The organism is Serratia sp. (in: enterobacteria), assembly GCF_051654945.1.
Classification (GTDB): domain Bacteria; phylum Pseudomonadota; class Gammaproteobacteria; order Enterobacterales; family Enterobacteriaceae; genus Chania.
The window spans coordinates 144,238-168,240 of record NZ_JBOFZA010000085.1; the positions used below are offsets into that span (position 1 = coordinate 144,238).

The 24,003-nt window shown below is 55.0% G+C and carries 21 protein-coding genes; 2 read left to right on the forward strand and 19 right to left on the reverse strand.

Annotation, left to right across the window (positions count from 1 at the left end; all coding sequences use genetic code 11):
• Positions 1-4: 4 nt before the first annotated feature.
• From ACRDCA_RS20010 to ACRDCA_RS20020, 3 genes are all read right to left on the reverse strand, one after another.
• Positions 5-1,000, reverse strand: a complete 996-nt coding sequence (locus tag ACRDCA_RS20010) for a hypothetical protein (protein ID WP_438691111.1) — start codon at positions 998-1,000, stop codon at positions 5-7.
• A gap of 74 nt (positions 1,001-1,074) precedes the next feature.
• On the reverse strand, positions 1,075-2,241 hold the full coding sequence (locus ACRDCA_RS20015) for a hypothetical protein (RefSeq protein WP_438691112.1): 1,167 nt from the start codon (positions 2,239-2,241) through the stop codon (positions 1,075-1,077).
• A gap of 699 nt (positions 2,242-2,940) precedes the next feature.
• Complete coding sequence (locus tag ACRDCA_RS20020; protein WP_438691113.1) at positions 2,941-3,849, reverse strand: LysR family transcriptional regulator; 909 nt, start codon at positions 3,847-3,849, stop codon at positions 2,941-2,943.
• A 100-nt stretch (positions 3,850-3,949) separates the two neighbouring features.
• Between ACRDCA_RS20020 and ACRDCA_RS20025 the strand changes: the two genes are divergently transcribed.
• Positions 3,950-4,951: a zinc-binding alcohol dehydrogenase family protein gene (locus ACRDCA_RS20025; RefSeq protein WP_438691114.1), complete on the forward strand. Its 1,002-nt coding sequence runs from the start codon at positions 3,950-3,952 to the stop codon at positions 4,949-4,951.
• 204 nt (positions 4,952-5,155) lie between these two features.
• Here the strand turns inward: ACRDCA_RS20025 and nadR are convergent, their stop codons facing one another.
• The 3 genes from nadR to serB all read right to left on the reverse strand — a co-directional run bounded on the left by nadR (position 5,156) and on the right by serB (position 8,876).
• Positions 5,156-6,400, reverse strand: coding sequence for a multifunctional transcriptional regulator/nicotinamide-nucleotide adenylyltransferase/ribosylnicotinamide kinase NadR (gene nadR / locus ACRDCA_RS20030; RefSeq protein WP_025120419.1), 1,245 nt, complete (start codon positions 6,398-6,400; stop codon positions 5,156-5,158).
• A 112-nt stretch (positions 6,401-6,512) separates the two neighbouring features.
• Positions 6,513-7,895, reverse strand: a complete 1,383-nt coding sequence (radA, locus tag ACRDCA_RS20035; protein ID WP_438691115.1) for a DNA repair protein RadA — start codon at positions 7,893-7,895, stop codon at positions 6,513-6,515.
• Between the two features lie 3 nt (positions 7,896-7,898).
• Positions 7,899-8,876, reverse strand: coding sequence for a phosphoserine phosphatase (serB, locus tag ACRDCA_RS20040; RefSeq protein WP_438691116.1), 978 nt, complete (start codon positions 8,874-8,876; stop codon positions 7,899-7,901).
• A gap of 102 nt (positions 8,877-8,978) precedes the next feature.
• Here serB and ACRDCA_RS20045 point away from each other — a divergent pair, with 102 nt between their 5' ends.
• Positions 8,979-9,665 carry a YtjB family periplasmic protein gene (locus tag ACRDCA_RS20045; protein WP_438691117.1) on the forward strand — a complete coding sequence of 229 codons (687 nt, stop codon included), beginning with the start codon at positions 8,979-8,981 and terminating at the stop codon, positions 9,663-9,665.
• 1 nt (position 9,666) lies between these two features.
• On the opposite strand, the gene yjjJ is transcribed toward ACRDCA_RS20045, so the two are convergent.
• The 13 genes from yjjJ to ACRDCA_RS20110 all read right to left on the reverse strand — a co-directional run bounded on the left by yjjJ (position 9,667) and on the right by ACRDCA_RS20110 (position 23,991).
• Positions 9,667-11,010: a type II toxin-antitoxin system HipA family toxin YjjJ gene (yjjJ, locus tag ACRDCA_RS20050; protein ID WP_438691118.1), complete on the reverse strand. Its 1,344-nt coding sequence runs from the start codon at positions 11,008-11,010 to the stop codon at positions 9,667-9,669.
• Between the two features lie 137 nt (positions 11,011-11,147).
• A complete protein-coding gene (gene deoD, locus ACRDCA_RS20055) occupies positions 11,148-11,879 on the reverse strand; it encodes a purine-nucleoside phosphorylase (RefSeq protein ID WP_025120414.1) in 732 nt (243 codons plus the stop codon).
• 66 nt (positions 11,880-11,945) lie between these two features.
• On the reverse strand, positions 11,946-13,169 hold the full coding sequence (deoB, locus tag ACRDCA_RS20060) for a phosphopentomutase (protein WP_438691146.1): 1,224 nt from the start codon (positions 13,167-13,169) through the stop codon (positions 11,946-11,948).
• Between the two features lie 74 nt (positions 13,170-13,243).
• Entirely contained in the window at positions 13,244-14,566 is a 1,323-nt protein-coding gene (gene deoA / locus ACRDCA_RS20065) for a thymidine phosphorylase (protein WP_438691119.1), read from the reverse strand.
• A gap of 99 nt (positions 14,567-14,665) precedes the next feature.
• A complete protein-coding gene (gene deoC / locus ACRDCA_RS20070) occupies positions 14,666-15,445 on the reverse strand; it encodes a deoxyribose-phosphate aldolase (protein WP_438691120.1) in 780 nt (259 codons plus the stop codon).
• Positions 15,446-15,854: 409 nt separating this feature from the next.
• Positions 15,855-17,120 (reverse strand): NupC/NupG family nucleoside CNT transporter, encoded by a 1,266-nt coding sequence (locus ACRDCA_RS20075; RefSeq protein ID WP_438691147.1) that lies wholly within the window; start codon positions 17,118-17,120, stop codon positions 15,855-15,857.
• Positions 17,121-17,303: 183 nt separating this feature from the next.
• Complete coding sequence (locus ACRDCA_RS20080) at positions 17,304-18,104, reverse strand: TatD family hydrolase (protein ID WP_438691121.1); 801 nt, start codon at positions 18,102-18,104, stop codon at positions 17,304-17,306.
• A complete protein-coding gene (locus tag ACRDCA_RS20085; RefSeq protein ID WP_438691122.1) occupies positions 18,101-19,222 on the reverse strand; it encodes a patatin-like phospholipase family protein in 1,122 nt (373 codons plus the stop codon). Before ACRDCA_RS20085 ends, ACRDCA_RS20080 begins: the two co-directional genes overlap by 4 nt.
• Before the next feature lie 10 nt (positions 19,223-19,232).
• Positions 19,233-19,418, reverse strand: coding sequence for a CsbD family protein (locus ACRDCA_RS20090; RefSeq protein WP_024485503.1), 186 nt, complete (start codon positions 19,416-19,418; stop codon positions 19,233-19,235).
• A 55-nt stretch (positions 19,419-19,473) separates the two neighbouring features.
• On the reverse strand, positions 19,474-19,635 hold the full coding sequence (locus ACRDCA_RS20095) for a DUF1328 domain-containing protein (RefSeq protein WP_004857650.1): 162 nt from the start codon (positions 19,633-19,635) through the stop codon (positions 19,474-19,476).
• Positions 19,636-19,777: 142 nt separating this feature from the next.
• Positions 19,778-20,392 carry a molecular chaperone OsmY gene (gene osmY / locus ACRDCA_RS20100; protein WP_438691123.1) on the reverse strand — a complete coding sequence of 205 codons (615 nt, stop codon included), beginning with the start codon at positions 20,390-20,392 and terminating at the stop codon, positions 19,778-19,780.
• Positions 20,393-21,100: 708 nt separating this feature from the next.
• Positions 21,101-22,690, reverse strand: a complete 1,590-nt coding sequence (prfC, locus tag ACRDCA_RS20105; protein ID WP_438691124.1) for a peptide chain release factor 3 — start codon at positions 22,688-22,690, stop codon at positions 21,101-21,103.
• 158 nt (positions 22,691-22,848) lie between these two features.
• Entirely contained in the window at positions 22,849-23,991 is a 1,143-nt protein-coding gene (locus ACRDCA_RS20110; protein ID WP_438691125.1) for a type II toxin-antitoxin system HipA family toxin, read from the reverse strand.
• Between the last annotated feature and the right edge of the window lie 12 nt (positions 23,992-24,003).

The following is a 24,003-nucleotide window of genomic DNA, read 5'->3' on the forward strand; positions in this document are numbered from 1 at the left end:
GGGATTAAAACAGATAGGTGTTTAAACGATATTGAGCCGCAGCATCAATCCCTAAGCCTATGCACCCCACTTCCAGTTGGTGTTGACGGATCGTCTTGATGGCGGCGTGCGTTTCCAGCGTGGCCAAACCCAGGTGGTTGGCCTGACGGGCGATAATCTGTAATGCCTGGTGAGTTGGGCGGCCATGCCAGCTGACATCGACTTTGACATCAACCAGCCTGCCGCTCGTCACGTCGAAATTGGCGGAGAAGTTGAGCGCGTCAGGAGCTACCGCAACGCCATCAAGCGCTTCGGTCAAAAAGGCAATCATCGTGGGATCGGTGAGCAAGGAGATACCAAAATCGGCTAAAGGCTGGGGCGTAGTCATGCGCCAGTAAAGCTTAAAACGCGCCGTACCCGGGCTGATGCCTTCGACACCCACGCCAAGCAGAAAACAGTTTTGCTGCAGCACGGCGATTAATGCCAACGCGTCAAACGGGGCTGGCGTCACAGACGCGATCCAGCCACTGGCTTTTTGCCAGCGGTTTTCGCTGGGAGCTGGCGCGACATACATCGCCATGCCCGGCGAGTTCAACCCGGCCGCCAGCCACAGGGTGCCCGCCGCATATTGGGCTAATCGTTCAGGATCGCCAGGCACCACCTGAGCAATCAGGTTTTGAGCCAGCGGATACAACAAGTCTGCCTGGGCGAAGGCCAACAGCGAAGGAAGCGCTTCCTTGCCAAGTTGATAACGTGCAACCGGATCGAACAGATGTGAACCTGGATCCCCCAGCAGCCGAACCGCAATTTTTTGCTGGCGCAACGAGAGCAACAGCTGCAGCGGGAAACCGTTCCAATTCAATTCGGAATGAGCAGATACGCCAATTAGCCTGGTATCAGCGATCCCTAACAGCTTGCACGCGGCAGAGGTAGCGTGTGCCTCGTCGCACTTGGCAAGCGATGCGGCGGCGAGCAGTAGCTGCGGAGAGCGCGCTATCGCTGAGTTTGCTGGATCATTCATTGTTTATAACCCACTCAGAGGTGAAGGTCGAAAAGACAGGGCAGGTACAACCCGCCCTGCAAGTGGCCTACGCGCTAGGGTAAGCGCAGGATAATCTGACCAACCGGGCCGCTGCTGGTCCCCGCTGCGCCATTTCCGCCCGCCTGGCCCGATGGACCCGAGGATCCGGTTTTACCGTTAGTGCCACCAGGGCCACTTCCGCCTCCCGCACCACCAGGGCCACCGGCACCCGCTGCGCCACCGGTTCCAGCATTGCCAGGAGGCGAAGCCATTGGATTGGCAATGACATTGCTGCCAGGAGACAACGTGGTCACGGTCACGGTGACCGTTTGGGCGCTGCCGCCGTTGCCGCCATTACCGCCGTTGCCGCCATTCCCACCTGCGCCCCCCGTACCACCATCACCACCGTTACAACCGGCGGCGCCGCAATGAGGGCCATCACCACCCGCACCACCTGAGGAGCCCGCACCACCCGCGCCCCCCTGACCACCGGTTTGCCCGGTCCCTCCTTGGGAGGCAACGCCCAGGATCCCCGTCAGACTATTGATATTGATCTGTGCGGCTAATGCCGTTGAACCGACTGCACCATTGGCACCTATGCCACCATTGCCACCCGCATTGCCGGGAGAGCCGCCGCTTGGCCCGCTATCACAACCTCCGCCCCCCCAGATGCAACCTCCCCCGCCCCCAGCGCCACCAGGTGTGGTATTGGGTGCCCCCGCTGCGCCCGCCGCAGCCACAGATTGCGTAGCCCCCAGAATGCCAATCTGGTAGGAAGGCGGTGCCGGAGTCGGAGGTGGCGAGCTGGGTGGAGAGATGATAACGCTGGTGGCAGTCAACGACAGTCCGGTACTCAGAGTGGTGATCCACGCGCCGTAAGGAATGGTCAAGGTGCCATAGTTCAGCCCCACCGCTGGCGCGTTAGGGCCATAGGCGGTATTGCCCAGAGGCAAGGTGAAGTCCACCGCAGAGGTGAGCGTTACTTCGACCGGGAAATGGGAGTCGATCTCAGCCAACTGTTCGGCTGACAGTTCGCCAGTACCGTAGATAAACGAATGAGATGCCGAGCCCAGATCGCAAGCGCTGGCCTTTGACGCCGACTGGTCAAAGCCCAGTTGATTGGCTTTACGCGTCTCAACATCGACGGGACCGATGATGTCACGCATTTGCTTGAGCGAAGCAACCTTGACCCGGGTGGTATGAGATCCCTCTCGCTCGATGATTGCGGGGTCATGCCCCATACGCCGAACTCGTTCTAGAAATTTTGCATCCGCAGTTGTCATAGTATTGAACCTTTTCTCAGGAATAAGGCACCGTTGGATCCCTATAGCCGAAGTCACGGGAGTTGCAGGCAATAAAGCGGCAACCTCAGGTAGCAAAGGCATAGGGTTTTCTATGTTATTGGAAATCATCAATACCCGCAGGCTGGGCTGTTAAGCTGACACCACATGGTTAAAAGCTTAAAAGTTTTTGCAGGTTTTCTTATATTAGCTGAAAGTTTATTTCGTGCACTTTTATTAAAAAATTAATTACATTTACTTAAATAACAATAAGTAAAATACATAATATCAATATTGACCATTTGATTTTAATGGTTATTAAATGGCGCCTTCCATTAGTGTTATAACTACTTGCAACCATTAGAAACGCTTATAAAATGCGGGTTATCTGATGCTATCTGGCTAGAACCAATAATAAGGACATTATGTATTTCATTTAGAGGAATAAGCTTATGGATAATCAACCATTAGTTCCGGACCATTCTCATTTCGCTGCATGATATTGTCTACTACCGAATAAACAGGCCGTATGCAAAGCGGGGATTGATATTACGCATCTCGCACCATTCATCTCGGTTGCGTAACCTGATGATAAATAAACCGGTGTTTGCCGGGCACCAAGGTGATAGCGCCTGAACTGCGCAGCAACTGACTCCGTTTTTACCCCCAATCCAGCGCCTGCGCATAATCTACAAATACCGGGTGCTGGATCACTACATCAATAAAACAGGCCAACGCCGGGGAATTCAGCTTACGGCTTGGGTAAACCAGATACAGTTCATTGCCTTCGGCCTGCCACTGCGGCAACACTTCCACCAATTGCTTTTGCGCCACCACTTCACGGCTGAGAAAAGCAGGCAACAGCGTAATGCCCGCGCCCAAAATGGCACATTCTCGTGCATATAACAGATTATCGGTGGTATGGCGCAGCGGCAGTTGCCAACGGTAATACTCCTCACCCCGGCGTAAAATCCAGGCGGGCCAGGATCGGTGAGCAATGCATAGATGCTGCTGTAACTGCTGCGGATGCAGCAACGGCGGGTGCTGGGCCAGATACTCCGGCGCAGCCAGCAAATAACGGGGAGCATGCCCTAAACGGCGGCCAATCAACGAAGAATCCTGTGGCCTGCCGGTACGCAATGCCGCATCAAACCCTTCCTGCACCATATCCACCATGGCATCCGACACCGATACTTCCAGCGAGACATCCGGATACTGGCGCTGAAAATCCGCCGCCAGACGCGGCAACAACGTCGCTCCCAATCCGGCAGGCGTCGAAATACGCAGGCGGCCACCGGGGTTATCGCGTAGGCGCTGCAAGGCCAGATCGGCACGTTCGGCGGCAGAGAGCATCTCCTGGCAATGTTCAAAATAACGCTCGCCGGCAAAGGTCAGGTTTAGCTGCCGGGTGGTGCGGTTGAGCAAACGCAGGCCAAGCTTTTGTTCCAGTTGGCTGACTCGTTGGCTGACGCTCGATTTGGGCAAACCAGCCCGATTGGCCGCTGCGGTAAAGCTGCCACACTCGGCCACCAGCGCAAACAACGCCATATCCTGTAACTGCTTGAACATGATTGTTCACCTCAGACGAACACTTAGTTAGTTATTGTCCATCTTATCACTCTACTCCCCAAGGTCTACACTGTGACTATTCTTGCTAAGGAGCACAGTTATGTTAATTAAAGCCATTGCCGTCGACCCAAAAAATCCAGCCAGCTTTATCGAGATCACCCCAGAGAAACCCGCACCGGGTCAATACGATCTGCTGGTGGCAGTCAAAGCCGTTTCCGTCAATCCGGTAGATACCAAGGTTCATGCGGGCCTGCAAAAGAATGGTTTACAGCAGCCACGTATTCTCGGCTGGGACGCCAGCGGCGTAGTGGTGGAAGTCGGCAGCAGCGTTAGCGGCTTTAAACCAGGCGATGAGGTGTGGTATGCCGGGGATATTACCCGTCCAGGCAGCAACAGCACCCATCAACTGATTGATTCCCGTATCGTGGCGCATAAACCTGCCAGCCTGAACTGGGCGCAGGCCGCCGCCATGCCGCTGACCGCGCTCACCGCCTGGGAAGCCCTGTTTGAACACCTGAATATTCAACATGCCGATGCCGGCAAAACGCTGTTGATCATCGGCGGTGCCGGTGGTGTAGGTTCGCTGGCGATCCCTCTGGCGGCACAGCGTAGCAAGGTGAAAGTCATTGCAACGGCCTCTCGCCCGGAATCAGCGGCCTGGTGCCGCGAACGTGGCGCTGAGCTGGTAGTGGATTACCGCGATCTGAAAGCTAATCTGACCAAGGAAGGGGTTGAGAGCGTGGATTATATCCTGTGCTTGAACGATACCGACGGTCACTGGCAGGCCATCAGCGATCTGATCGCCCCGCTCGGCCATATCTGTACCATCGTTGAGAACAGCCAACCGCTGGATCAGAATGCGTTGAAGCTGAAAAGCGCTGCGCTGCATTGGGAGTTTATGTTTACCCGCAGCATGTTCACCACGCCGGATATTGCCCAACAGGGAGAGATCCTCAAACAGGTGGCGCAATTGCTCGATGCTGGCAAACTGAGCACTACGCTGAGCGAAACGCTACAGGGGCTGACGGTAGACACTTTGACCGCCGCTCATGCCAAGCTGCTGGATGGGCATATGCAGGGTAAGCTAGTAATAACTTACTAAGTTGATGGGGCGTACTGCGATCACTTACTACCATGTTCGCTGAGGAAATGTCCCCTCACCCCAACCCTCTCCCACTATTGAGCTAATTCCTCATAAACACTCGTTTAGGGAGAGGGGGCTAGCCTAGAGCAGCTATTAGGTGTAGGAGTTAAACTGTGGCACGTTCGGTCCCCTCTCCTTTTGGGAGGGTTGGGGTGAGGGGCATTACACCAATCGGCTGGCATCGGCTGCCAGCAGTTGTTGCACCAGCTCGACACAACGCAGGAAACGCTCTTCGTAATCGCTCGACTCAACGTGCACATATTCGATGTTATTGGCGTGCAGCATCTCTTCCAGCAGATACTGAAACGCCTTGCGATCGACCGGGCTGCCCAGGCTGCGCAAGCCGTCGGCCACCCAAGGGGTATTATTTTCCAACAGGATCACCAGATCGAAACGGTATTCGTCGATCAAGGCCTGCACGAACGGATGCTCCCGCCCTTCATACTTCTTACAGAACGCCTGCGTGGTGACAAAGTCGGTATCGATAAAGGCCACTTTATTGGCGTATTTGACCGCAAAATCCACGTACTGGGCCTGTCCAAGCGCGATCTTGTCGTAATCGGAATACTGCAACGCCATCTCGTCACCGCCCAGGTGGGAGAACACGTAATCACGGCCATATTCCCAGGCGCTGGTGGTGTTGAAGATGTTAGCCAGCTTGTTGACCAGCGTTGACTTGCCACTGGACTCACCGCCCAGGATCGCCACCGTACGCACAAAGAAGGGCTTCACCTCGGTGGGGATGTAGTCCCAATAGCGGAACGGATCCCGGCGGATTTGGCCGCCGCTGATATTCATAAAGGAGCGTTGCGGATCCACCAGAATGGTTTCAATCCCCAGATGTTCGCGGTAACGGGGGGCGTCCAGCTCTTCGCTGGAGTAGATAAAGCTCGGGACGATGCCCTTTTGCTCCATAAAGCTCTTCACGCCGTTGCTCCACACGTCCCAGCCGTGTGGGTAAGGCTCGATGCCCTTTTCGTCGAAAGAGTGAATATGGATATTTTTCTGGTACTTAAAGGTCTGTAACAGCCAACGCAGGCGGTCGCTGACCGTCGGTTGCTGCGACATCGAACTGTTCTCAAACAGCAGCAGATCGCGCGGCTCATCGTGGCACAGGATCACATGTAGTTCGTCGACCTGGCTACAGGCACGCTGGATCAGATAGATATGTCCGGTATGCAGCGGGTAAAATTTACCAAACACTACGCCGACTTTCTTTTCGCGGCGCGGGAATTCCAGCCCCAGGAAACGGTGCAGCGCTTCCAGCTTCTGCGCGCTCGGGCTTTTGATTTTGTCATTCAGCAGCTGGCTGAGGTAGCCTTTGGTCATGCTACTGGCATCGGCTACTTGCTGTAAGGTACATCCCTGTTGCTTAATAGCTGCTTTTAGATAATCGAACTGCCGCATAACCCCTCCCGTTTATATACCCTTCATCTTTCAAGCCACAGCGTTGTTACCTAGCTGTGACATGAAAGCTATTGGGTATAATATACTAAACAAGACAATGTTATCGGCTCACTTAAAGCTCGTCTAAAACACTTAGCGCATCCGCCAGCTTCTTGACGCCAAACACCTGCATATTGGCCGGTGGTTTCTTCGGCACGTTGGCATGCGGCACGATCGCCCGCTTGAAGCCGTGCTTGGCCGCTTCCGAAATACGCTCCTGACCACTAGGCACCGGGCGGATCTCCCCTGCCAGCCCCACTTCGCCAAACACAACCAGATCGTTGGGCAACGGGCGGTCGCGCAGGCTGGAGACCAACGCCAGCAGCAACGCCAAATCGGCACTGGTTTCACTGACCTTGACGCCGCCCACCACGTTGACGAACACGTCTTGGTCAGACATCTGCAAACCACCATGACGATGCAACACCGCCAGCAAGATCGCTAAACGGTTCTGCTCCAGGCCCACGGCAACGCGGCGTGGGTTGGACATCATGGAGTGATCCACCAGCGCCTGGATTTCGACCAGCAGCGGTCTGGTGCCTTCCCAAACGACCATCACCGAACTGCCGGAGGTCACTTCATCACCCCGGCTGAGGAAGATGGCGGAAGGATTACTCACCTCACGCAATCCCTGCTCGGTCATGGCGAACACGCCCAGCTCATTGACCGCACCAAAGCGGTTTTTATGGCTGCGCAGCGTACGGAAACGGGAATCGGCATCGCCATCCAGCAGCACAGAACAGTCGATACAGTGTTCGAGGACTTTCGGCCCGGCCAGCGAGCCATCTTTGGTGACGTGGCCAACCATCACGATCGCCACGCCGCGGGTTTTGGCAAAGCGGGTCAGATAGGCCGCCGTTTCGCGCACCTGCGCCACGCTACCCGGCGATGACTGGATATCCGCCATATGCATCACCTGGATCGAATCGATGACCATCAGGCGCGGCTGCTCCTGCTCGGCGATCAGGCAGATCTGTTCGATACTGGTTTCCGACAGCATGTTCAGGCCACCGGTCGGCAAGCCGAGACGATGGGCACGCATCGCCACCTGTTGCAGCGACTCTTCACCGGTGACATACAGGGTTTTCATCTGCTCGGCGAGTTTGCACAGCACCTGCAGCAACAGCGTACTTTTGCCTGCACCGGGGTTGCCACCGATCAGGATCGCGCTGCCCGGCACCACACCACCGCCCAGTACACGGTCAAATTCAACAAAACCGGTTGAGAAACGAGGCAATTCTTGCAGACTGATGTCCGAAAGCTTCTGCACCTTGCTGATGCCGGCATCGCCCGCATAGCCGCTACGCTCGCTGCGGGCAGCGGAAGAAGAAACCGCAGCCAGGCGCACTTCTGTAATGGTGTTCCAGGCCTGACAGGCGCTGCATTGCCCCTGCCAGCGCGGATAATCAGCACCGCATTCATTACAGACAAATGCCCGTTTTACTGCTTTTGCCACAACTTACCTCACTTCGTGTTTCAAACTGCCGCAGAGCACACAGAGCACTCCCAGCAGATCGGCATGGCGGATCGAGACCTGCGCTTTCTCATAGACCTTGGGCTTGGCGTGATAAGCAATGCCCAGTCCGGCGACCTGCATCATTTTCAAATCGTTGGCACCGTCACCGATCGCCACGGTTTGCTGTAGTGGGATCCCCAGCTTCTCAGCCAGCGCCACCAAAGTATCGGCCTTGAATTGCGCATCCACGATCGGCCCTAGCACAACGCCTGTCAGCTTACCGTCACGGATTTCCAACTCGTTGGCGGCCACGGCCACCAGCTTGAGCTTGTCACGCAGGTACTCGGCATAATAAGTAAAGCCGCCAGAGGCGATGGCCACATGCCAGTCCAGCGCCTGCAATTTGCGCACCAGGCTGGTCAACCCAGGCATCAGCGGTAACTCATCACGCACCTGCTTGAGAATATTGGCATCGGCCCCTTTCAGCGTACCCACGCGTTGGCGCAGGCTGGCGGTGAAATCGAGTTCGCCGCGCATCGCACGTTCGGTCACTTCACTGACCTGCTCGCCCACTCCGGCCAACTTGGCGATTTCGTCAATGCACTCAATCTGGATCGCCGTCGAGTCCATATCCATTACCAGCAGGCCCGACTTGCGCAGATTGGGGATCTTTCCCAGTGGGGCAACGTCCAGACCGCTTTCATTCGCCAGCATTTTAGCGCGCGCAGACAGCGTGCCCGCCAGGCGAACTACCTGATAATCCTCCACCGCCCAGGCCGTCACGATCACCATCGCCGCACCCAGCTTGCGTTGGAACTGGGTAATGCGCTCTTTATCCAGCTCTCTGCCATATAGTAGCCAACCGGTATGGCCCGCCCGATAATCCAGCGGCATGACTTCGTCACCGCTCAACGAAAGAGGCAACCCCGGCCATTGAGAGATCTCAGCGGGGAGATCGCAATAGGTCAGACTATTTGGCATCCTTAGCTCCTGAATTACACTGCATGATAAAACGACGCATCAAGCTATCCTATCGCCATTGCTTCTGGCAACATAAAGTGTCCCATAGCCCAAGGAAGCCTAATGGCTAAAGCTAAACTGAAATTCCGCCTGCATCGCACCGCGATCATCCTGATTTGCCTGGCGTTGCTGGTGCTGTTGATGCAGGGTGCCTCCTATTTTAGCCTGAGCCATCAAATGGCGCGATCGGAACAGGTCGAAGAGTTGGCGCAAACGTTGACCAAACAAGTGGCTTTCACTCTATCACCGCTGATGGACGACGACAGCGATATAGACAACCAACAGGTTGAGCGCATTCTCAAGCAGCTGACCGATCACAGCCGCATCCTGGATGCCAGCGTCTATCAGTTGGACGGTACCCTGCTTGCCCATTCCGGCGAGCAGATCAGCGTACGCGATCGGCTGGCACTGGATGGCAAACGTGCGGGCAGTTACTTCAACCACCAGCTCGTAGAGTCGATCCAGGGCAAAGATGGTCCGCTGGGCTTTATCCGCGTGACGCTCGATACCCACGTGCTGGCTACCGAATCCAAGCAGGTGGATAACACCACCAACCTGTTACGCCTGATGATCCTGCTGGCGCTGGCCATCGGTATTATTCTGGCGCGTACTCTGTTGCAAGGCCGCCGCAGCCGCTGGCAACAGTCGCCGTACCTGTTAACCGCCAACACGCCGCTGGCAGAAGGCAACACGGTAGACGACGGCGAAGACGATAAACCGGCTGAGCAGGAAGAGAGCAAAAAAGAGTAAGCTAGGCCAGGCGCTGAATGCGATCGTTCAGCGCCTGTAGCTGTGCCAACATTTCTCTAGCGATGGCCCGGAACGACTCACTGATCTGCGGGTGCTCAGCCGTAAGCTGCCAGAATACCAGAGCCATCCGTTCCGCTTGCCGCCAAATAATACCGCTGACTTCATTGCCCAATCTGATTTCCAACGCCGTTTGTCGCATATTGCCACTATTGGCCGGGGCAAACGCCATCGGCAACATGTCATACAGCGGAGCCAACATCGTTGGCCACTGTTCCGTACGCAAGAACGATAAATTCCCCTGATGCATATCGCTGTTGGCAATCAACCGGCCAAATGCCCAAAACAGGCAGATCGCCTGACAAGTGTGGTGAGCGATGATCTTCTGCTGCAATAACCTTTCCGCTGCCGTGACCCAGTTAGCCCCACCGCTGCCGCTAAATTCGGCATCCAGCGCCTCCAGTGAAACGAGCCCGACTCGGCCATGCTCGCCAATGCGATCGAAGCGAACACTCTCCAAAAAACATTGCCGGTCATCACCAAACAGCACGCTTGCAGGCGCAGCAAACAATCCGGACTCGGCAACCACTCGCAACGCCAATGACTCAGCGATCAATAAGTCGCTCCAGCGCTGTGCGACAGGATTGTTGGGTACAGCGCTGAACTTCACCAGCACATGGCGACAACGATCGCTTGCCAGTTCAGCATAGGTCGTAAACTTGGGCTGCTCGCCACCTGCAGAAGAACCAACCAGTTCCCCGGCTAGAGCACGTGCAGCCAGCGTAGCGTAATACTTGGCTTTGTCAGCCATCGGCACCGGAATTGCGGCCGCGCTCGTAACCCAGCGCTGATAACTCTCTGCCCCCGGCAACAGATCGCCACTCATATCCTCGCCATAGTGACACAGCGCCAACAGACGCTGCTCCTCATCCCATTGCTGGACGTCTTCCGGCAACCTAAGCTGTCGCGCAACGGCTTTCCCCCAGGCTCGGCCAAGAAAACCTATCGGACGCAGATCGTTCAGATACCAGGGTAAACCATCGAACAGGTGCCACTCGCCGCTCTGCTCATTGAGCACCGCGCAGTTGTCAGCCGGATAGATTGGATAGAGCGTGGCAAACAGATGCGCCTTACCCAACTTATCGATTTGATACAGTGGGAAGTGCGAATCGCCTCCTACCTCACGTCTGAGAGCATAGCGCGTGGCACGGCCTCTACCGATGGTCAGCACTATCCCCGCCAAATCGCGGAGACGTCGCGATAGCGTGGGTTGGCTAATGCCCAACGCGCCAGTCAGTTGGTAGGACGGAGCAGGGCCATTACGCAAAATTTGCTCTACATTGCTCATCGGTGAATAGATCCGTGAATAGAGTAATGAATAGAGTATTAGCGCTAATTAACGGAAAGGTAAAGGATTGGCGAGGCAGATGGCTGTCAGAGTGAATAGATAAATAGGGGGCGCAGCATGCTGCGCCCGCGAGGTTATTACGCTTTGTCGCCCAGCAGGACAGATTCCAGCGCGATAACGATCATCTCGTTAAAGGTGGTCTGACGCTCGGCAGCGGTGGTCTGCTCGTGACGCAGGATATGGTCGGAAACGGTGCAGATGGTCAACGCCGTGCAACCGAACTCTTCATACAGCTCTGCGGCCACGCCGTAGATGCCTGCCGCTTCCATCTCTACGCCCAGGATGCCGTACTTCTTCATCACCTGGAACATATCTGGATCTGGCGTGTAGAACAGGTCGGCGGAGAAGATGTTACCTACGCGCGCCGGGATGCCCTGCGCTGCCGCAGCGTCTACCGCGTTACGCACCATGTCAAAATCCGCAATCGCCGCGTAGTCGTGGCCTTTGAAACGCATGCGGTTAACCTGAGAATCGGTGCAAGCGCCCATACCGATCACCACGTCACGCAATTTGACGTCGTCACGCACCGCGCCACAAGAACCGACACGGATGATTTTCTTCACGCCGAACTCGGCAATCAGTTCACGCGCATAGATGGAGCAGGATGGGATCCCCATACCATGGCCCATCACCGAGATTTTACGACCTTTATAGGTACCGGTGAAACCCAACATGCCACGCACGTTGTTCACTTCTACCGCGCCTTCCAGGAAGGTCTCTGCGATGAATTTTGCCCGCAGCGGATCCCCTGGCATCAGAACGACATCAGCGAAATCACCCATCTCAGCATTAATATGTGGCGTAGCCATAATCACTTCCCTCAATTCAGGTAAAAAAAGACGCTGGCGTGCAGGCCAGCGTCATTAAAAGGCGTATTAAAGCATGGATTTGCCGTAATCCATCGGCGACAGGCCAAAATAGCTGGCGACGGTCTGGCCGATGTCGGCGAAGGTTTCACGATGCCCCAGCGAACCTGGTTTGACTTTCGGGCCATAGACCAGGACCGGGATATGCTCGCGGGTGTGGTCGGTGCCAGGCCAGGTTGGGTCACAGCCGTGGTCAGCGGTGAAGATGATGATGTCATCCCCTTTCACCAGCTTCAGCAGCTCTGGCAGACGGCGGTCGAACAACTCCAGCGCAGCGGCATAACCTGCCACGTCACGGCGGTGGCCGTAAGAAGAGTCGAAATCAACGAAGTTGGTGAACACGATGGTGTTGTCACCGGCTTTTTCCATCTCGACCAGGGTGGCGTCGAACAGCGCGTCGATCCCGGTGGCTTTCACCTTCTGGGTGATACCGACGTTGGCATAGATATCGGCAATCTTACCGATGGAAACCACTTCACCCCCCTTCTCATCCACCAGCTTTTTCAGCACGGTAGGAGCCGGTGGCTCAACGGCCAGGTCGTGACGGTTGCCGGTACGTTGGAACTCACCAGGCTTGTTACCCAGGAACGGACGGGCAATCACACGGCCGATGTTGTAGCCGCCTTCGGTCAGTTCTTCACGTGCGATCTCACACAGCTCGTACAGACGATCCAGGCCGAAAGTCTCTTCGTGACAGGCGATCTGGAATACCGAATCCGCAGAGGTGTAGAAAATCGGCTTGCCGGTCTTCATGTGCTCTTCGCCCAGTTGATCCAGGATCACAGTACCGGAGGAGTGGCAGTTACCAAGGTAACCCGGCAGGTTGGCACGCGCTACCAGCTTATCCAGCAGTTCCTGCGGGAAGCTGTTGTGCTCGTCCGAGAAGTAGCCCCAGTCGAACAATACCGGCACACCGGCAATTTCCCAGTGGCCTGACGGGGTATCTTTACCGGAGGAAAGCTCGCTGGCATGGCCATAAGCCCCGATGATTTCAGCGTCTTTATCCAGCCCTTGCGGGAACTTGCCGGTGGATTCTTCCGCCGCTTTGCCCAGGCCCAGACGGCTCAGGTTTGGCAGGGTCAGCGGACCGCTACGGCCCACGTTGGCTTCGCCGCGCGCGCAGGCAGCAGCAATATGGCCAAGCGTATCCGAACCTTCATCACCAAAGCTTTTGGCATCTTCACTCGCGCCAATGCCGAATGAGTCTAATACCATAATAAATGTACGTTTCATCATACTCTCCTGCGTATTCACGCTGAGGTCGGCAGCGAAAAGGCCGCTGCCACTCCTGATTCTGTAGACAGAGGTTATTGCGTGATGCGTTTGTACACCACCGGCGTGACTTCTGGCGCTTTATCGCCCAAGGTCATCGCTTCACGTACCGCATCTGCCGCCTGCTGCCAGCTTTCTTCGTCGTTGGCATGGATCATCGCCAACGGGCGCTGGGTATCGACAGTGTCGCCCAGACGAGCCATGTCGGTCAGACCAACGCTGTAGTCAATGCTGTCGGTCGCACGACGACGGCCACCACCCAGTGACACCACCGCCATACCCAGTGCACGGGTATCCATGGCAGTAATGATACCTGGTTTTTCGGCATAAACCGGCTTGGTTAGCGTCGCGGCTGGCAGATAGCTGTCATAACGCTCCATAAAGTCGCTTGGGCCTTTCTGTGCTGCAACCATGCGGCCAAAGATTTCCGCCGCTTTACCGTTATCCAGCACCGTTTGCAGTTTGGCACGCGCATCAGCATCATCGGTAGCCAGGCCGCCGGACAGCAACATTTCCACGCTCAGCGCCATGGTCACTTCCAGCAGACGCGGATTGCGATATTCGCCAGTCAGGAAACGTACCGCTTCGCGCACTTCGACCGCATTACCCGCGCTGGAAGCCAGCACCTGGTTCATATCGGTCAGCAGCGCGGTAGTTTTGCAACCAGCACCGTTGGCCACGCCCACGATCGCCTGTGCCAGATCGGCAGAAAGCTGGTAAGTCGGCATAAAGGCACCGCTACCGACTTTCACGTCCATAACCAGCGCATCCAGCCCTTCGGCCAGTTTCTTCGCCAGTATAGAGCCGGTGATCAGCGGGATGGAGTCGACGGTCGCGGTGATATCGCGCGTGGCATAAAAACGCTTGTCCGCCGGAGCCAGTGAGCTGGTCTGGCCGATAATCGCTACGCCCACCTCTTTGATAATTTTACGGAATGCGTTGTCGTCTGGGAAGATATCAAAACCAGGGATCGCTTCCAGCTTGTCCAACGTACCACCGGTGTGGCCCAGGCCACGGCCTGAGATCATCGGCACATAGCCGCCACAGGCTGCCACCATCGGGCCAAGCATCAGCGAAGTAACGTCACCCACGCCGCCGGTGGAGTGTTTATCGACAATCGGGCCGTTCAGTGACAGGCTTTTCCAGTCCAGCACCGTGCCGGAATCACGCATTGCCATGGTCAGCGCTACGCGCTCTGGCATGGTCATGTCGTGGAAATAGATGGTCATCGCCAGCGCGGCAATCTGCCCTTCCGACACCACGTTGTCACGAATGCCATTAATGAAGAAGCGGATTTCGGCTTCGCTCAACGGTTGCCCGTCACGTTTTTTACGGATAATTTCTTGTGCCAGGAACAAAGTAGCCCCCTGTTTTGGATAAATCGTGATTCGATACGTCTGTGCGCCGCGTTAACGGGGCCGCTTGGCAGGCCCAACGCAACCAGACGTGAGAGAAAATCAGTAACCGTTGCCCGCCGCTTGGGTGCTATGCCCCAGCGTAGTCAGCAGGCTGGCCAACAGGCTTGACGCGCCAAAGCGGAAGTGGCGAGCATCGGCCCAGCCTTCCCCCAGCAGACGTTCAGCCAGTTGCAGATACTGTTGAGCATCTTCTGCGGTACGCACACCACCGGCTGGCTTGAAGCCAACGGTTTTGCCGACGCCCATATCGCGGATCACGGTCATCATCAGCTCAGCGCTTTCCAGCGTGGCGTTGACCGGCACCTTGCCAGTAGACGTTTTGATAAAGTCAGCCCCGGCCTTGATGGAGATCTCGGAGGCTTTACGGATCAGTTCCGCCTGCTTCAGCTCACCGGTTTCGATGATCACTTTCAGCAGCACGTTGGCAGCGGCACAGGCCTGCTTGCACTGTTTGACCAGCTCAAAACCCACGCTTTCGTTACCGGCCATCAATGCACGGTAAGGGAAGACCACGTCAACTTCATCGGCACCGTAGGCGATGGCCGCACGGGTTTCCGCCACGGCGATGTCGATATCATCATTGCCATGTGGGAAGTTGGTGACGGTGGCGATACGAATATCCGGCGTGCCCTGCTCACGCAGCGTTTTGCGGGCAATCGGGATAAAACGCGGATAGATACAGATGGCGGCAGTATGGCCTGCCGGGCTGTTCGCCTGACGACACAACGCGATCACTTTCTCGTCGGTGTCATCTTCGTTCAGCGTGGTTAAATCCATCAGGTTCAGCGCGCGTTGCGCTGCTGCGGTTAATTCGGTCATAAAACTCTCCAACTGAGCAATCTGATGTTGGCGAGCGGACTTGGTTCCTTGAAGATAGCGCGCAGGATGATGTTCCCACGCCAGCAACTGAGATCCTTCTCACCGCACATAGCCCTTCGATATTGAATAGCCGACGAACCTATTTGAACACGGTCAGTCTGGCATATTTGTGTTCTGATTCACACTACACACGATAGCACTGTAACAGGACTGAATTATATGTGAAGATCATCACAAAATAACGCGATATTGTTCACATAATCACTAAAGAGACGGAAGTCATCAGGCGAATGCCCGTTTTGCAGGCAACCAGACTCAAAAAGTAGCGGGCGCAGCATGCAGCGCCCCTACGAATTCAGCATCAGTGCCAAGGCACTTTAAAAGCCTGATTGTTGGTGCCAAGTATAGCTTACAACGCCAGGAAGAAGCCGGCGATGGTGGCGCTCATCAGGTTGGACAAGGTACCGGCGGTCACCGCTTTCAAACCGAAACGGGCAATGTCGTGACGGCGGTTTGGTGCCATGCTACCCAGCCCGCCCAGCAGGATCGCCACGGAAGACAGGTTGGCAAATCCGCACAGCGCAAAGGAGATGATTGCCTTGGTGTGTTGTGACAGCACCTGTAGCCCTTCAGCGGCCACCACATCATCAGGACGCAGGTAAGCACCAAAGTTCATGTAGGCGACAAATTCGTTAACGATCACCTTCTGGCCGATAAACGAACCGGCCACCATCGCTTCACTCCAAGGCACACCGATCAGGAAGGCAATTGGTGAGAACACCCAACCCAGGATCAGTTCCAGCGACAGTTGCGGGTAATCGAACCAGCCACCAATACCGCCAAGAATGCCGTTCAGCAGCGCGATTAGCGCGATAAAGGCCAACAGCATCGCCCCGACATTTAACGCCAATTGCATACCGGATGCAGCGCCGGAAGCGGCGGCATCGATGACGTTGGCCGGACGATCTTCCTCGGCGATGAGCTTCATCGCATCGGCTCGGTCCTGGGTATTCTCGGTTTCCGGCACCATCAGCTTGGCGAACAACAGCCCGCCCGGCGCGGCCATAAAGGAAGCGGCAATCAAGTATTCCAACGGCACACCCATCTGAGCGTAGCCCGCCAGCACGGAACCGGCGACCGAAGCCAGGCCCCCGCACATCACGGCAAACAGTTCAGACTGGGTCATGGTGGCGATATAAGGACGCACCACCAGCGGCGCTTCGGTCTGACCAACAAAAATATTGGCCGTGGCCGACATGGATTCTGTACGCGAGGTGCCCAACAGTTTCTGCAAACCGCCACCGAGGATCTTGATCACGATCTGCATGATGCCCAGATAGTAGAGCACCGCAATCAGTGAGGAGAAAAACACGATCACCGGCAGCACGCGCAGTGCGAAGACAAAGCCGCCGCCGCCGAACACTTCAAACATCTTGTCGGAAACCAGACCGCCAAAGATGAACGAGATACCTTCATTACCATAGGCGATAACGTTGGCGACCCCTTCCGACATGCCGCCAAGAATACGCCGCCCTACCGGGACATACAGCACCAGCGCGCCAATGCCAATCTGGATGATAAACGCGCCGAGTACGGTACGCAGTTTAATAGCGCGTCGGTTGCTGGAAAGCAGCACAGCAATGGCGATCAACACCACCATACCGACCAGGCTCATGAAGAGTTGCATACGAGTATGTCCCTGTTGCAGAAAAGAAATGCCCCCGGCCGGCTGGATAAGGCGGGTTGTCCAAGGGCGATAATGGGACGCAATTATACTGAGCGAGGTGAGATGAGACTCGTTGCATGTCACAAATATATACAACTGAACGCAACTTAAAACCCATTAATGTGATTTAAATCACATTAAATCCGAGAAGGGTGGCGGGACTGCAAACAGAGATTGGGTATTTTGTTGAAGCTGCGCGGCAATTTCATCGGCAGGTTCAGGCCGCAGCTGGCAAAGTATCTGAAACACCTCTGCAGCCCGTTCTGGCCGATTTGGCTGCCCTTGATAACCTGCCAATGGCATGTCCGGCGCATCGGTTTCCAGCAATAGCGCAGTCAACGGCAGTTGCGCCATCACCTGACGAGTCTTCTGCGCCCGCTCGTAGCTGATCGTTCCCCCCACGCCAATGTAATAACCCAGACGTATAAAGGCCTGCGCCTGAGCCAGGCTACCCGCAAAGCCGTGCACTACGCCACGGCGCGGCACCTCGTTACGGCGTAATGCGGCGGCCAACTGATCGTGGCTGCGGCGGGAATGTAGGATCACCGGCAGATCATACTGCCTTGCCAGCTTAAGCTGCGCCTTGAGCAGCGCCTGCTGGCGCTCAAACTGCGGCTCATCCATATACAGATCCAAACCAATCTCCCCCACCGCCACCAGTTTCGGCGGCCTGCTGGCCAGGAAAGCGGTCAGTTGCGCCAACTGTTCATCATGGTGCTGGGCAATATACAGCGGGTGCAGCCCCAGCGCGGCAAACAGCGGAGTATGTTCACGCGCCAGTTTGAGAATACGCACAAAGCGATCGGCGGTTACCGCGGGCACAATAATTTGCTGCACCCCGGCTTGGGCAGCCAGTGTCAGACTTTCAGCCTCATCACCGCTAAAAGGAGGGAAATCAAAGTGGCAATGGGTATCGGTAAAGGCGTAACTCACAGCGCCTCTCCGTCACCCGGAGGGATCTCACCTGGCAGGATGATTTTTGGCGTGTTTCGCGGTGTGTCAGGCTGCACGATATGGCTCAATGGGTTGACCACATCGGTGATAATCGGCGAAGGCATCCGCACATTCTCCGGCTGGATCAGACGACGCGAGAGTGATTTTTTCACCTGCATACCATCCATTTTTTCCTGCTCCAGCAGCCAGTGGCCAACTGTCGCCAGGAAATAGCGCCCACAGCGACGCCCCAGATGATAATCGCGATTCAGCGCAGGCAAACGGCTGCCGAGTGCGTTACTCGCCAGCGGCTTAGGCGGGAATATCTCAAAGATGCGCAGTTTGCCAGGCGGCTTTTCAATAAATTGCTGGATGCGCAAATAACTCTGCTCATGGTGCTGCAACACCCGCACCATTTGTTGCAGGCTGCTTTCACCCAACCAGTGTTCCATGCGCTTCATCCACTTTGGCGTGTAGACCATCTGTGAAGGCACGGTGCGGATCACCACGATGGTATCCGCCCCACGGCGATAGGCCTCTTCCACCGGGATGGCATCGCTGATGCCGCCGTCCTGATAGCTGATGCCGTCAAGCTCTACGCCCATGCGGTAAAAGCCAGGAATGGCACTGGAAGCCTTGATGGCCGGTAACCAATTATCCCGTGCAGCAGGCAGATAAACCGGTGCAAAGTCATCGCTGCGGCAGGCACACATCAAAAATTCACGGCCATTGCCCAACTGCTGTTCCGCTACGTCAAAGGCCAGCGGCAGCTGTTGTGAAGTGATATCCAGTAACCAATCGAGATCGATAAGATGTCCCCCGCGCACAAAGCGCAGCGGGTTAAAGAAATTGGCAGAGGTGGTGTAGCGGGTGATCACCCGCCGCGCGTAGCCCATCTGGCCGCAAATAAAGGCCGAGAGGTTCTGCGCTCCGGCAGAGGTGCCGATCATCAGATCAAAAGGGTTAAAGCGGGCACGCTGGAATTCATCCAGCACGCCTGCGGTAAAGATACCGCGCTGTCCGCCGCCCTCGCACACCAGCGCCATTTTACCGGGCCGGTATGGTTTATACGCCAGGGGTTCAATATTGCCGAGCGTGATGGGTATTCTGTATCCCAACCCCGTATCCTCAATGTGGCCGTTTTCCCGAGGATACCTCTTCTTGCTCTCTTCCGTAATCTTCTTGTAATACGCCAGAGAGGCAGTCATTGCTCCCTGCCAGCCACAGGCCGTCATTGCCGGAAAACTCCGCCCATGCCTGCCATACCTGGCCTTTCAGCTGTTTCCAACGGCCAACAATGATGTCGCTGTTCATGACCTGCCTCCTGGCGTTGAGGAAAGGAATTAAGCTTTGTTACAGTTTAAAAATGCTAAGGGCGCCGACGGCCGGTAAACAGGCTGACCAGGAACAGAATGATCCCCACTACGAAGACTATTTTGGCGGCCCAGGCAGCAGTACCTGCCAACGAACCAAAACCCAGTGCTGCGGCGATCAATGCAATAACTAAAAATATAATGCCCCATCGAAACATAAGCCTCTCCTTACCAAGATGATAAAAAATTTCGCGTTCGGCTCGCCCCTGGTTGGGTGCGGCATAAAACTGCGGTTTATTCTCTTTCTGGTGATACCTCCCAGGCCTTGGCCTGGGAGTCGTAGCTTGCTGTTACTGACGATTACGGTTTAACTGCCAGATCGTTCTTGACGCTTTTCACGCCATCAATGGCTTTGGCAATACTCTCGGCACGGTCAGACTGCGCCTGGGTTTTCACCTCACCGGAAAGCTGCACCACACCATCGGTGGTTTCCACTTTCACGTTGCGTGAAGGTACGATGTCATCGGCCAACAGTTTGGCTTTCAGCTCGCTGGTTGTGGCGGTGTCACCGGCATAAGATTTCACCGATTGGGTCGCCTCATCTTTCACGTGCAGTTTGTCGCTGACGGATTTAACCCCTTCAACTCGGCCTGCGACTTCAACCGCTTGCTCGGCCTGAGCCTGTGTGGCGACAAAACCGCTCAGCATAACCACACCTTTTTCGGTTTTCACCGAGATGTCGGTACTTTTGATGGCTTTCTCGTCAACCAGCGCACTTTTAACTTTAGCCGTTATGGCGCTGTCATCCATGTAGTTGTCGACTTTTTTCATGGAGCTATCGATTTTGGCACCAGTACTATCAACGACGCCGGATGCTTTGTTCATCATGGTCTCTTCAGCCAGGGCCGAACCACTAACCAATACCGAACCCAAAACGACTGCCATCAGCGAATGTGCAAACTTGGTATTTTTCATCGATCTCTTCCTTCTTGTTGTAGAACCCCAAACTGCTGGTGGGCTCTTGTGCCGCTAGAGTGCGGCTAACTCAAATGAATACTTCACGAAATCTATACAATCAACGTTCACGACCGGACTATTGCACTACGATTAACGTTACGATTAATACTCTGCAATGCCCGTGCCAAGTTAAAAACAACGTTAAAAATCAACAACAACAAAACAATCGAGTAACAATTAAGCTTAAAACTGTCGTCTATTGGAGACATTCAGTGACCAATTTGGGATCCTCATCACTATCTTATTGATATTGCTAAGATAGGACTGTCTCCGATCGGCAACACTACCGAATAACTCTCTAAATTATGTGCCTACAACAGTGTTTTACGCTCAGATGTCGCGATGCACCCTGATAAATATAGACCATCAGAGAAAATTTGCCGTCAGATCGCGAAAAATGTTGTTCGGTTCGAGCCAAAGGATTAGTGAGGGGGGTTTAATAATTAGCAGGATGAGCGGCATTTTCCGCTCATCCGTTAGGAGAGATTAGCCAGATCCTCTCACCCCAGCCCTCTCCCGCGGTACAGACTGGGAACGCCATGAGCATTTGTTTGAGGGAGAGGGGGCTAGTCCAGAGTTTCGGTCAGATGCAGGAGTTAATGTGTAGCACATTCGGTCCCCTCTCCCTGTGGGAGAGGGTTAGGGTGAGGGGCCCTGTTGACGTGATTAGTGCTCGCGGGTTTTGCGGAACACCACTTCAGGGTAGCGTTCCTGCGTCAGGTTGAGGTTAACCATGGTTGGCGCGATATACGACAGGTTGTTGCCGCCGTCCAGCGCCAGGTTCAGCTCGCTCTTACGCTTGAACTCTTCGAATTTCTTCACATCGTCACACTCGACCCAGCGGGCAGTGGAGACGTTGACTGACTCATACAGCGCTTCCACGTTGTATTCGCTTTTCAGGCGGGCAACTACCACGTCGAACTGCAGCACGCCCACCGCACCCACGATCAGGTCGTTGTTGGCAATCGGCCGGAACACCTGTACCGCGCCCTCTTCCGAAAGCTGGACCAGCCCTTTCAGCAGTTGTTTCTGCTTCAGCGGATCGCGCAGACGGATACGACGGAACAGCTCTGGCGCAAAGTTCGGAATACCGGTGAACTTCATATCCTCACCCTGGGTGAAGGTATCGCCAATCTGAATGGTGCCGTGGTTATGTAAACCAATGATGTCGCCAGGGTAGGCTTCTTCAACGTGCGAGCGGTCACCGGCCATAAAGGTCAGTGCATCAGAGATCACCACGTCTTTGCCGGTACGGACCTGGCGCAGCTTCATGCCTTTCTCATAGCGGCCAGACACCACGCGCATAAACGCCACGCGGTCACGGTGTTTAGGATCCATGTTGGCCTGGATCTTGAACACAAAGCCGGTAAATTTCTCTTCTGCGGCAACCACTTCACGGGTATCGGTTTTACGCGGCATTGGCGCAGGCGCCCAGGCCACCAGCCCATCAAGCATATGGTCAACGCCGAAGTTACCCAGAGCGGTACCGAAGAACACCGGGGTCAGTTCGCCCGCCAGGAAGGCTTCCTGCTCAAACTCATGGGAAGCCCCTTGCACCAGCTCCAGTTCATCACGCAACTGGGCGGCCAGATCTTCACCTACGGCAGCATCCAGATCCGGGTTGTTCAACCCTTTAACGATGCGCACTTCCTGAATGGTGTGGCCTTTACCGGTCTGGTACAGATAGGTTTCATCTTTATAGAGATGGTAAACCCCTTTGAACAGCTTGCCGCAGCCGATCGGCCAGGTGATTGGCGAGCAGGCGATTTTCAGTTCGCGCTCAACTTCATCCATCACTTCCATCGGATCGCGGATATCGCGGTCGAGTTTGTTCATAAAGGTCAGGATCGGCGTATCACGCAGGCGGGTAACTTCCATCAGCTTACGGGTACGATCTTCAACGCCTTTGGCGGCGTCGATCACCATCAGACAGCAGTCCACCGCCGTCAGAGTACGGTAGGTATCTTCGGAGAAGTCTTCGTGCCCCGGGGTATCCAGCAGGTTAACCAGACACTCGCGATACGGGAACTGCATCACCGAGGTGGTGATCGAGATACCACGCTGTTTTTCCATTTCCATCCAGTCGGATTTGGCGTGCTGGTTAGAGCCACGGCCTTTTACCGTACCGGCGGTCTGGATGGCGTGTCCGAATAGCAGCACCTTCTCGGTGATGGTGGTTTTACCCGCATCGGGGTGCGAGATAATGGCGAAAGTTCTTCTTTTCGCAACTTCGCGGGCGAATTCACTAGGAGACATGTTTTTCACGTTTCTATGGTTAGTCCGCCCTGCTCATCATCACAACGCGCCGATCGTGGCGCCAGGCAAAGCGGTAATAAAAAGATAGTAGCCGAGTATTTTCGCTGATTTGCCAACCGGTGACAATCAATGGTTTCTTCGGTACAAGATAATTGGCGTTATGGGATGCGGAAATCCTCACCAAGAGTTGCCCAGTGCTGCCGCAGTATCGCCTTATGCTTGTCCGCCATCGGCAACTCAGCCAACATTGCAGGCCAAAGATCGCGTGCTTTTTCCAACGCATCCAGTAAGTGCACTCGAATTGCAGACCAGGGCACATCAATACGTTCAGCCCAAAGTTCAAACGTTTGCAACGTCATTGCCGCCCACAGCTTCTGCTTTGCCATATTCAACGCGGCGGCAGTTTCCCCAGGGATGTAGGCCAACGTAGTGACTATGTCATAGGCAGGAGAAAGACGAGCATTGCGCTGATCCGGGTAAATCACGGACCAATTTTTAAGATGGGCGTCACCATTTGCCAACAGAATATTCGCCAGCAGCCGACGCGCCATTTGCTGGACATCTGCCAAGGGTTCGCTGCTCAATGTATCAAGATAAACGGCGATTTGATCGTAATTTTTCCCGATATATTTCTCATGGGCGTAAACCCCAAAGACTTGTGCAAAATCCTCTGCATGTACCCTGCCTCTCTCGCTGCGGTCGAAACGACGGATGGCATAGGCATAAGCTTCATCCGCTAGTTGAATATCCGGCAAATGATCCAGTTGATTCAACGGTACTAGCTCAATGTCTGGAATTGTGACCCCAATTGCCTCGGCCAATCTCATCGTCGTGTACTCATTCGCAGGCACGTAAGGATGGATGATAGAAGGTGTCTTGATGATCCAACTATCCGCTCCCACGTTGGCTGAAATCGCAAAACGCCCATTATCGCGCAGTGAAGAAAACTTCATCTGAACCCCTGCAAGCGAGAATTTTCGCCTATCGGCAGCGATATCTAGCTGAACAGGCACTAATTCTCCGCGAGATGCTAACGCCCAGTCAGGGATATCCCCAGCGGCCAATGGGTGGCAGATCAATGCTCCTGGCAAATTTGCTCTTGCCAACACGATAAACATAACGCTGCGTTTGCAATTGTTCAAATTAACAACAGAGTAGTGGCACATGACGATAAAAACAACTTTAGGGTTGTTATCACGACAGAAAACAACACCAAGGTTGTAAATATCGTAAAAAACAGCTTTAGGGTTGTTAATTTTGATAAAAACAATACAAGAGTTGTTTCTGATTGACGATCGCAACGAACCCGCTGC

Bases quoted from the DNA above. Each gene is read 5' to 3' on its own strand.
- ACRDCA_RS20010 (WP_438691111.1), bottom strand. From the start codon at position 1,000: ATGAATGATCCAGCAAACTCAGCGATAGCGCGCTCTCCGCAGCTACTG.
- ACRDCA_RS20015 (WP_438691112.1), bottom strand. From the start codon at position 2,241: ATGGGGCATGACCCCGCAATCATCGAGCGAGAGGGATCTCATACCACC.
- ACRDCA_RS20020 (WP_438691113.1), bottom strand. From the start codon at position 3,849: ATGTTCAAGCAGTTACAGGATATGGCGTTGTTTGCGCTGGTGGCCGAG.
- ACRDCA_RS20025 (WP_438691114.1), top strand. From the start codon at position 3,950: ATGTTAATTAAAGCCATTGCCGTCGACCCAAAAAATCCAGCCAGCTTT.
- nadR (WP_025120419.1), bottom strand. From the start codon at position 6,400: ATGCGGCAGTTCGATTATCTAAAAGCAGCTATTAAGCAACAGGGATGT.
- serB (WP_438691116.1), bottom strand. From the start codon at position 8,876: ATGCCAAATAGTCTGACCTATTGCGATCTCCCCGCTGAGATCTCTCAA.
- ACRDCA_RS20045 (WP_438691117.1), top strand. From the start codon at position 8,979: ATGGCTAAAGCTAAACTGAAATTCCGCCTGCATCGCACCGCGATCATC.
- yjjJ (WP_438691118.1), bottom strand. From the start codon at position 11,010: ATGAGCAATGTAGAGCAAATTTTGCGTAATGGCCCTGCTCCGTCCTAC.
- deoD (WP_025120414.1), bottom strand. From the start codon at position 11,879: ATGGCTACGCCACATATTAATGCTGAGATGGGTGATTTCGCTGATGTC.
- deoB (WP_438691146.1), bottom strand. From the start codon at position 13,169: ATGAAACGTACATTTATTATGGTATTAGACTCATTCGGCATTGGCGCG.
- deoC (WP_438691120.1), bottom strand. From the start codon at position 15,445: ATGACCGAATTAACCGCAGCAGCGCAACGCGCGCTGAACCTGATGGAT.
- ACRDCA_RS20075 (WP_438691147.1), bottom strand. From the start codon at position 17,120: ATGAGCCTGGTCGGTATGGTGGTGTTGATCGCCATTGCTGTGCTGCTT.
- ACRDCA_RS20090 (WP_024485503.1), bottom strand. From the start codon at position 19,418: ATGAACAGCGACATCATTGTTGGCCGTTGGAAACAGCTGAAAGGCCAG.
- ACRDCA_RS20095 (WP_004857650.1), bottom strand. From the start codon at position 19,635: ATGTTTCGATGGGGCATTATATTTTTAGTTATTGCATTGATCGCCGCA.
- osmY (WP_438691123.1), bottom strand. From the start codon at position 20,392: ATGAAAAATACCAAGTTTGCACATTCGCTGATGGCAGTCGTTTTGGGT.
- prfC (WP_438691124.1), bottom strand. From the start codon at position 22,690: ATGTCTCCTAGTGAATTCGCCCGCGAAGTTGCGAAAAGAAGAACTTTC.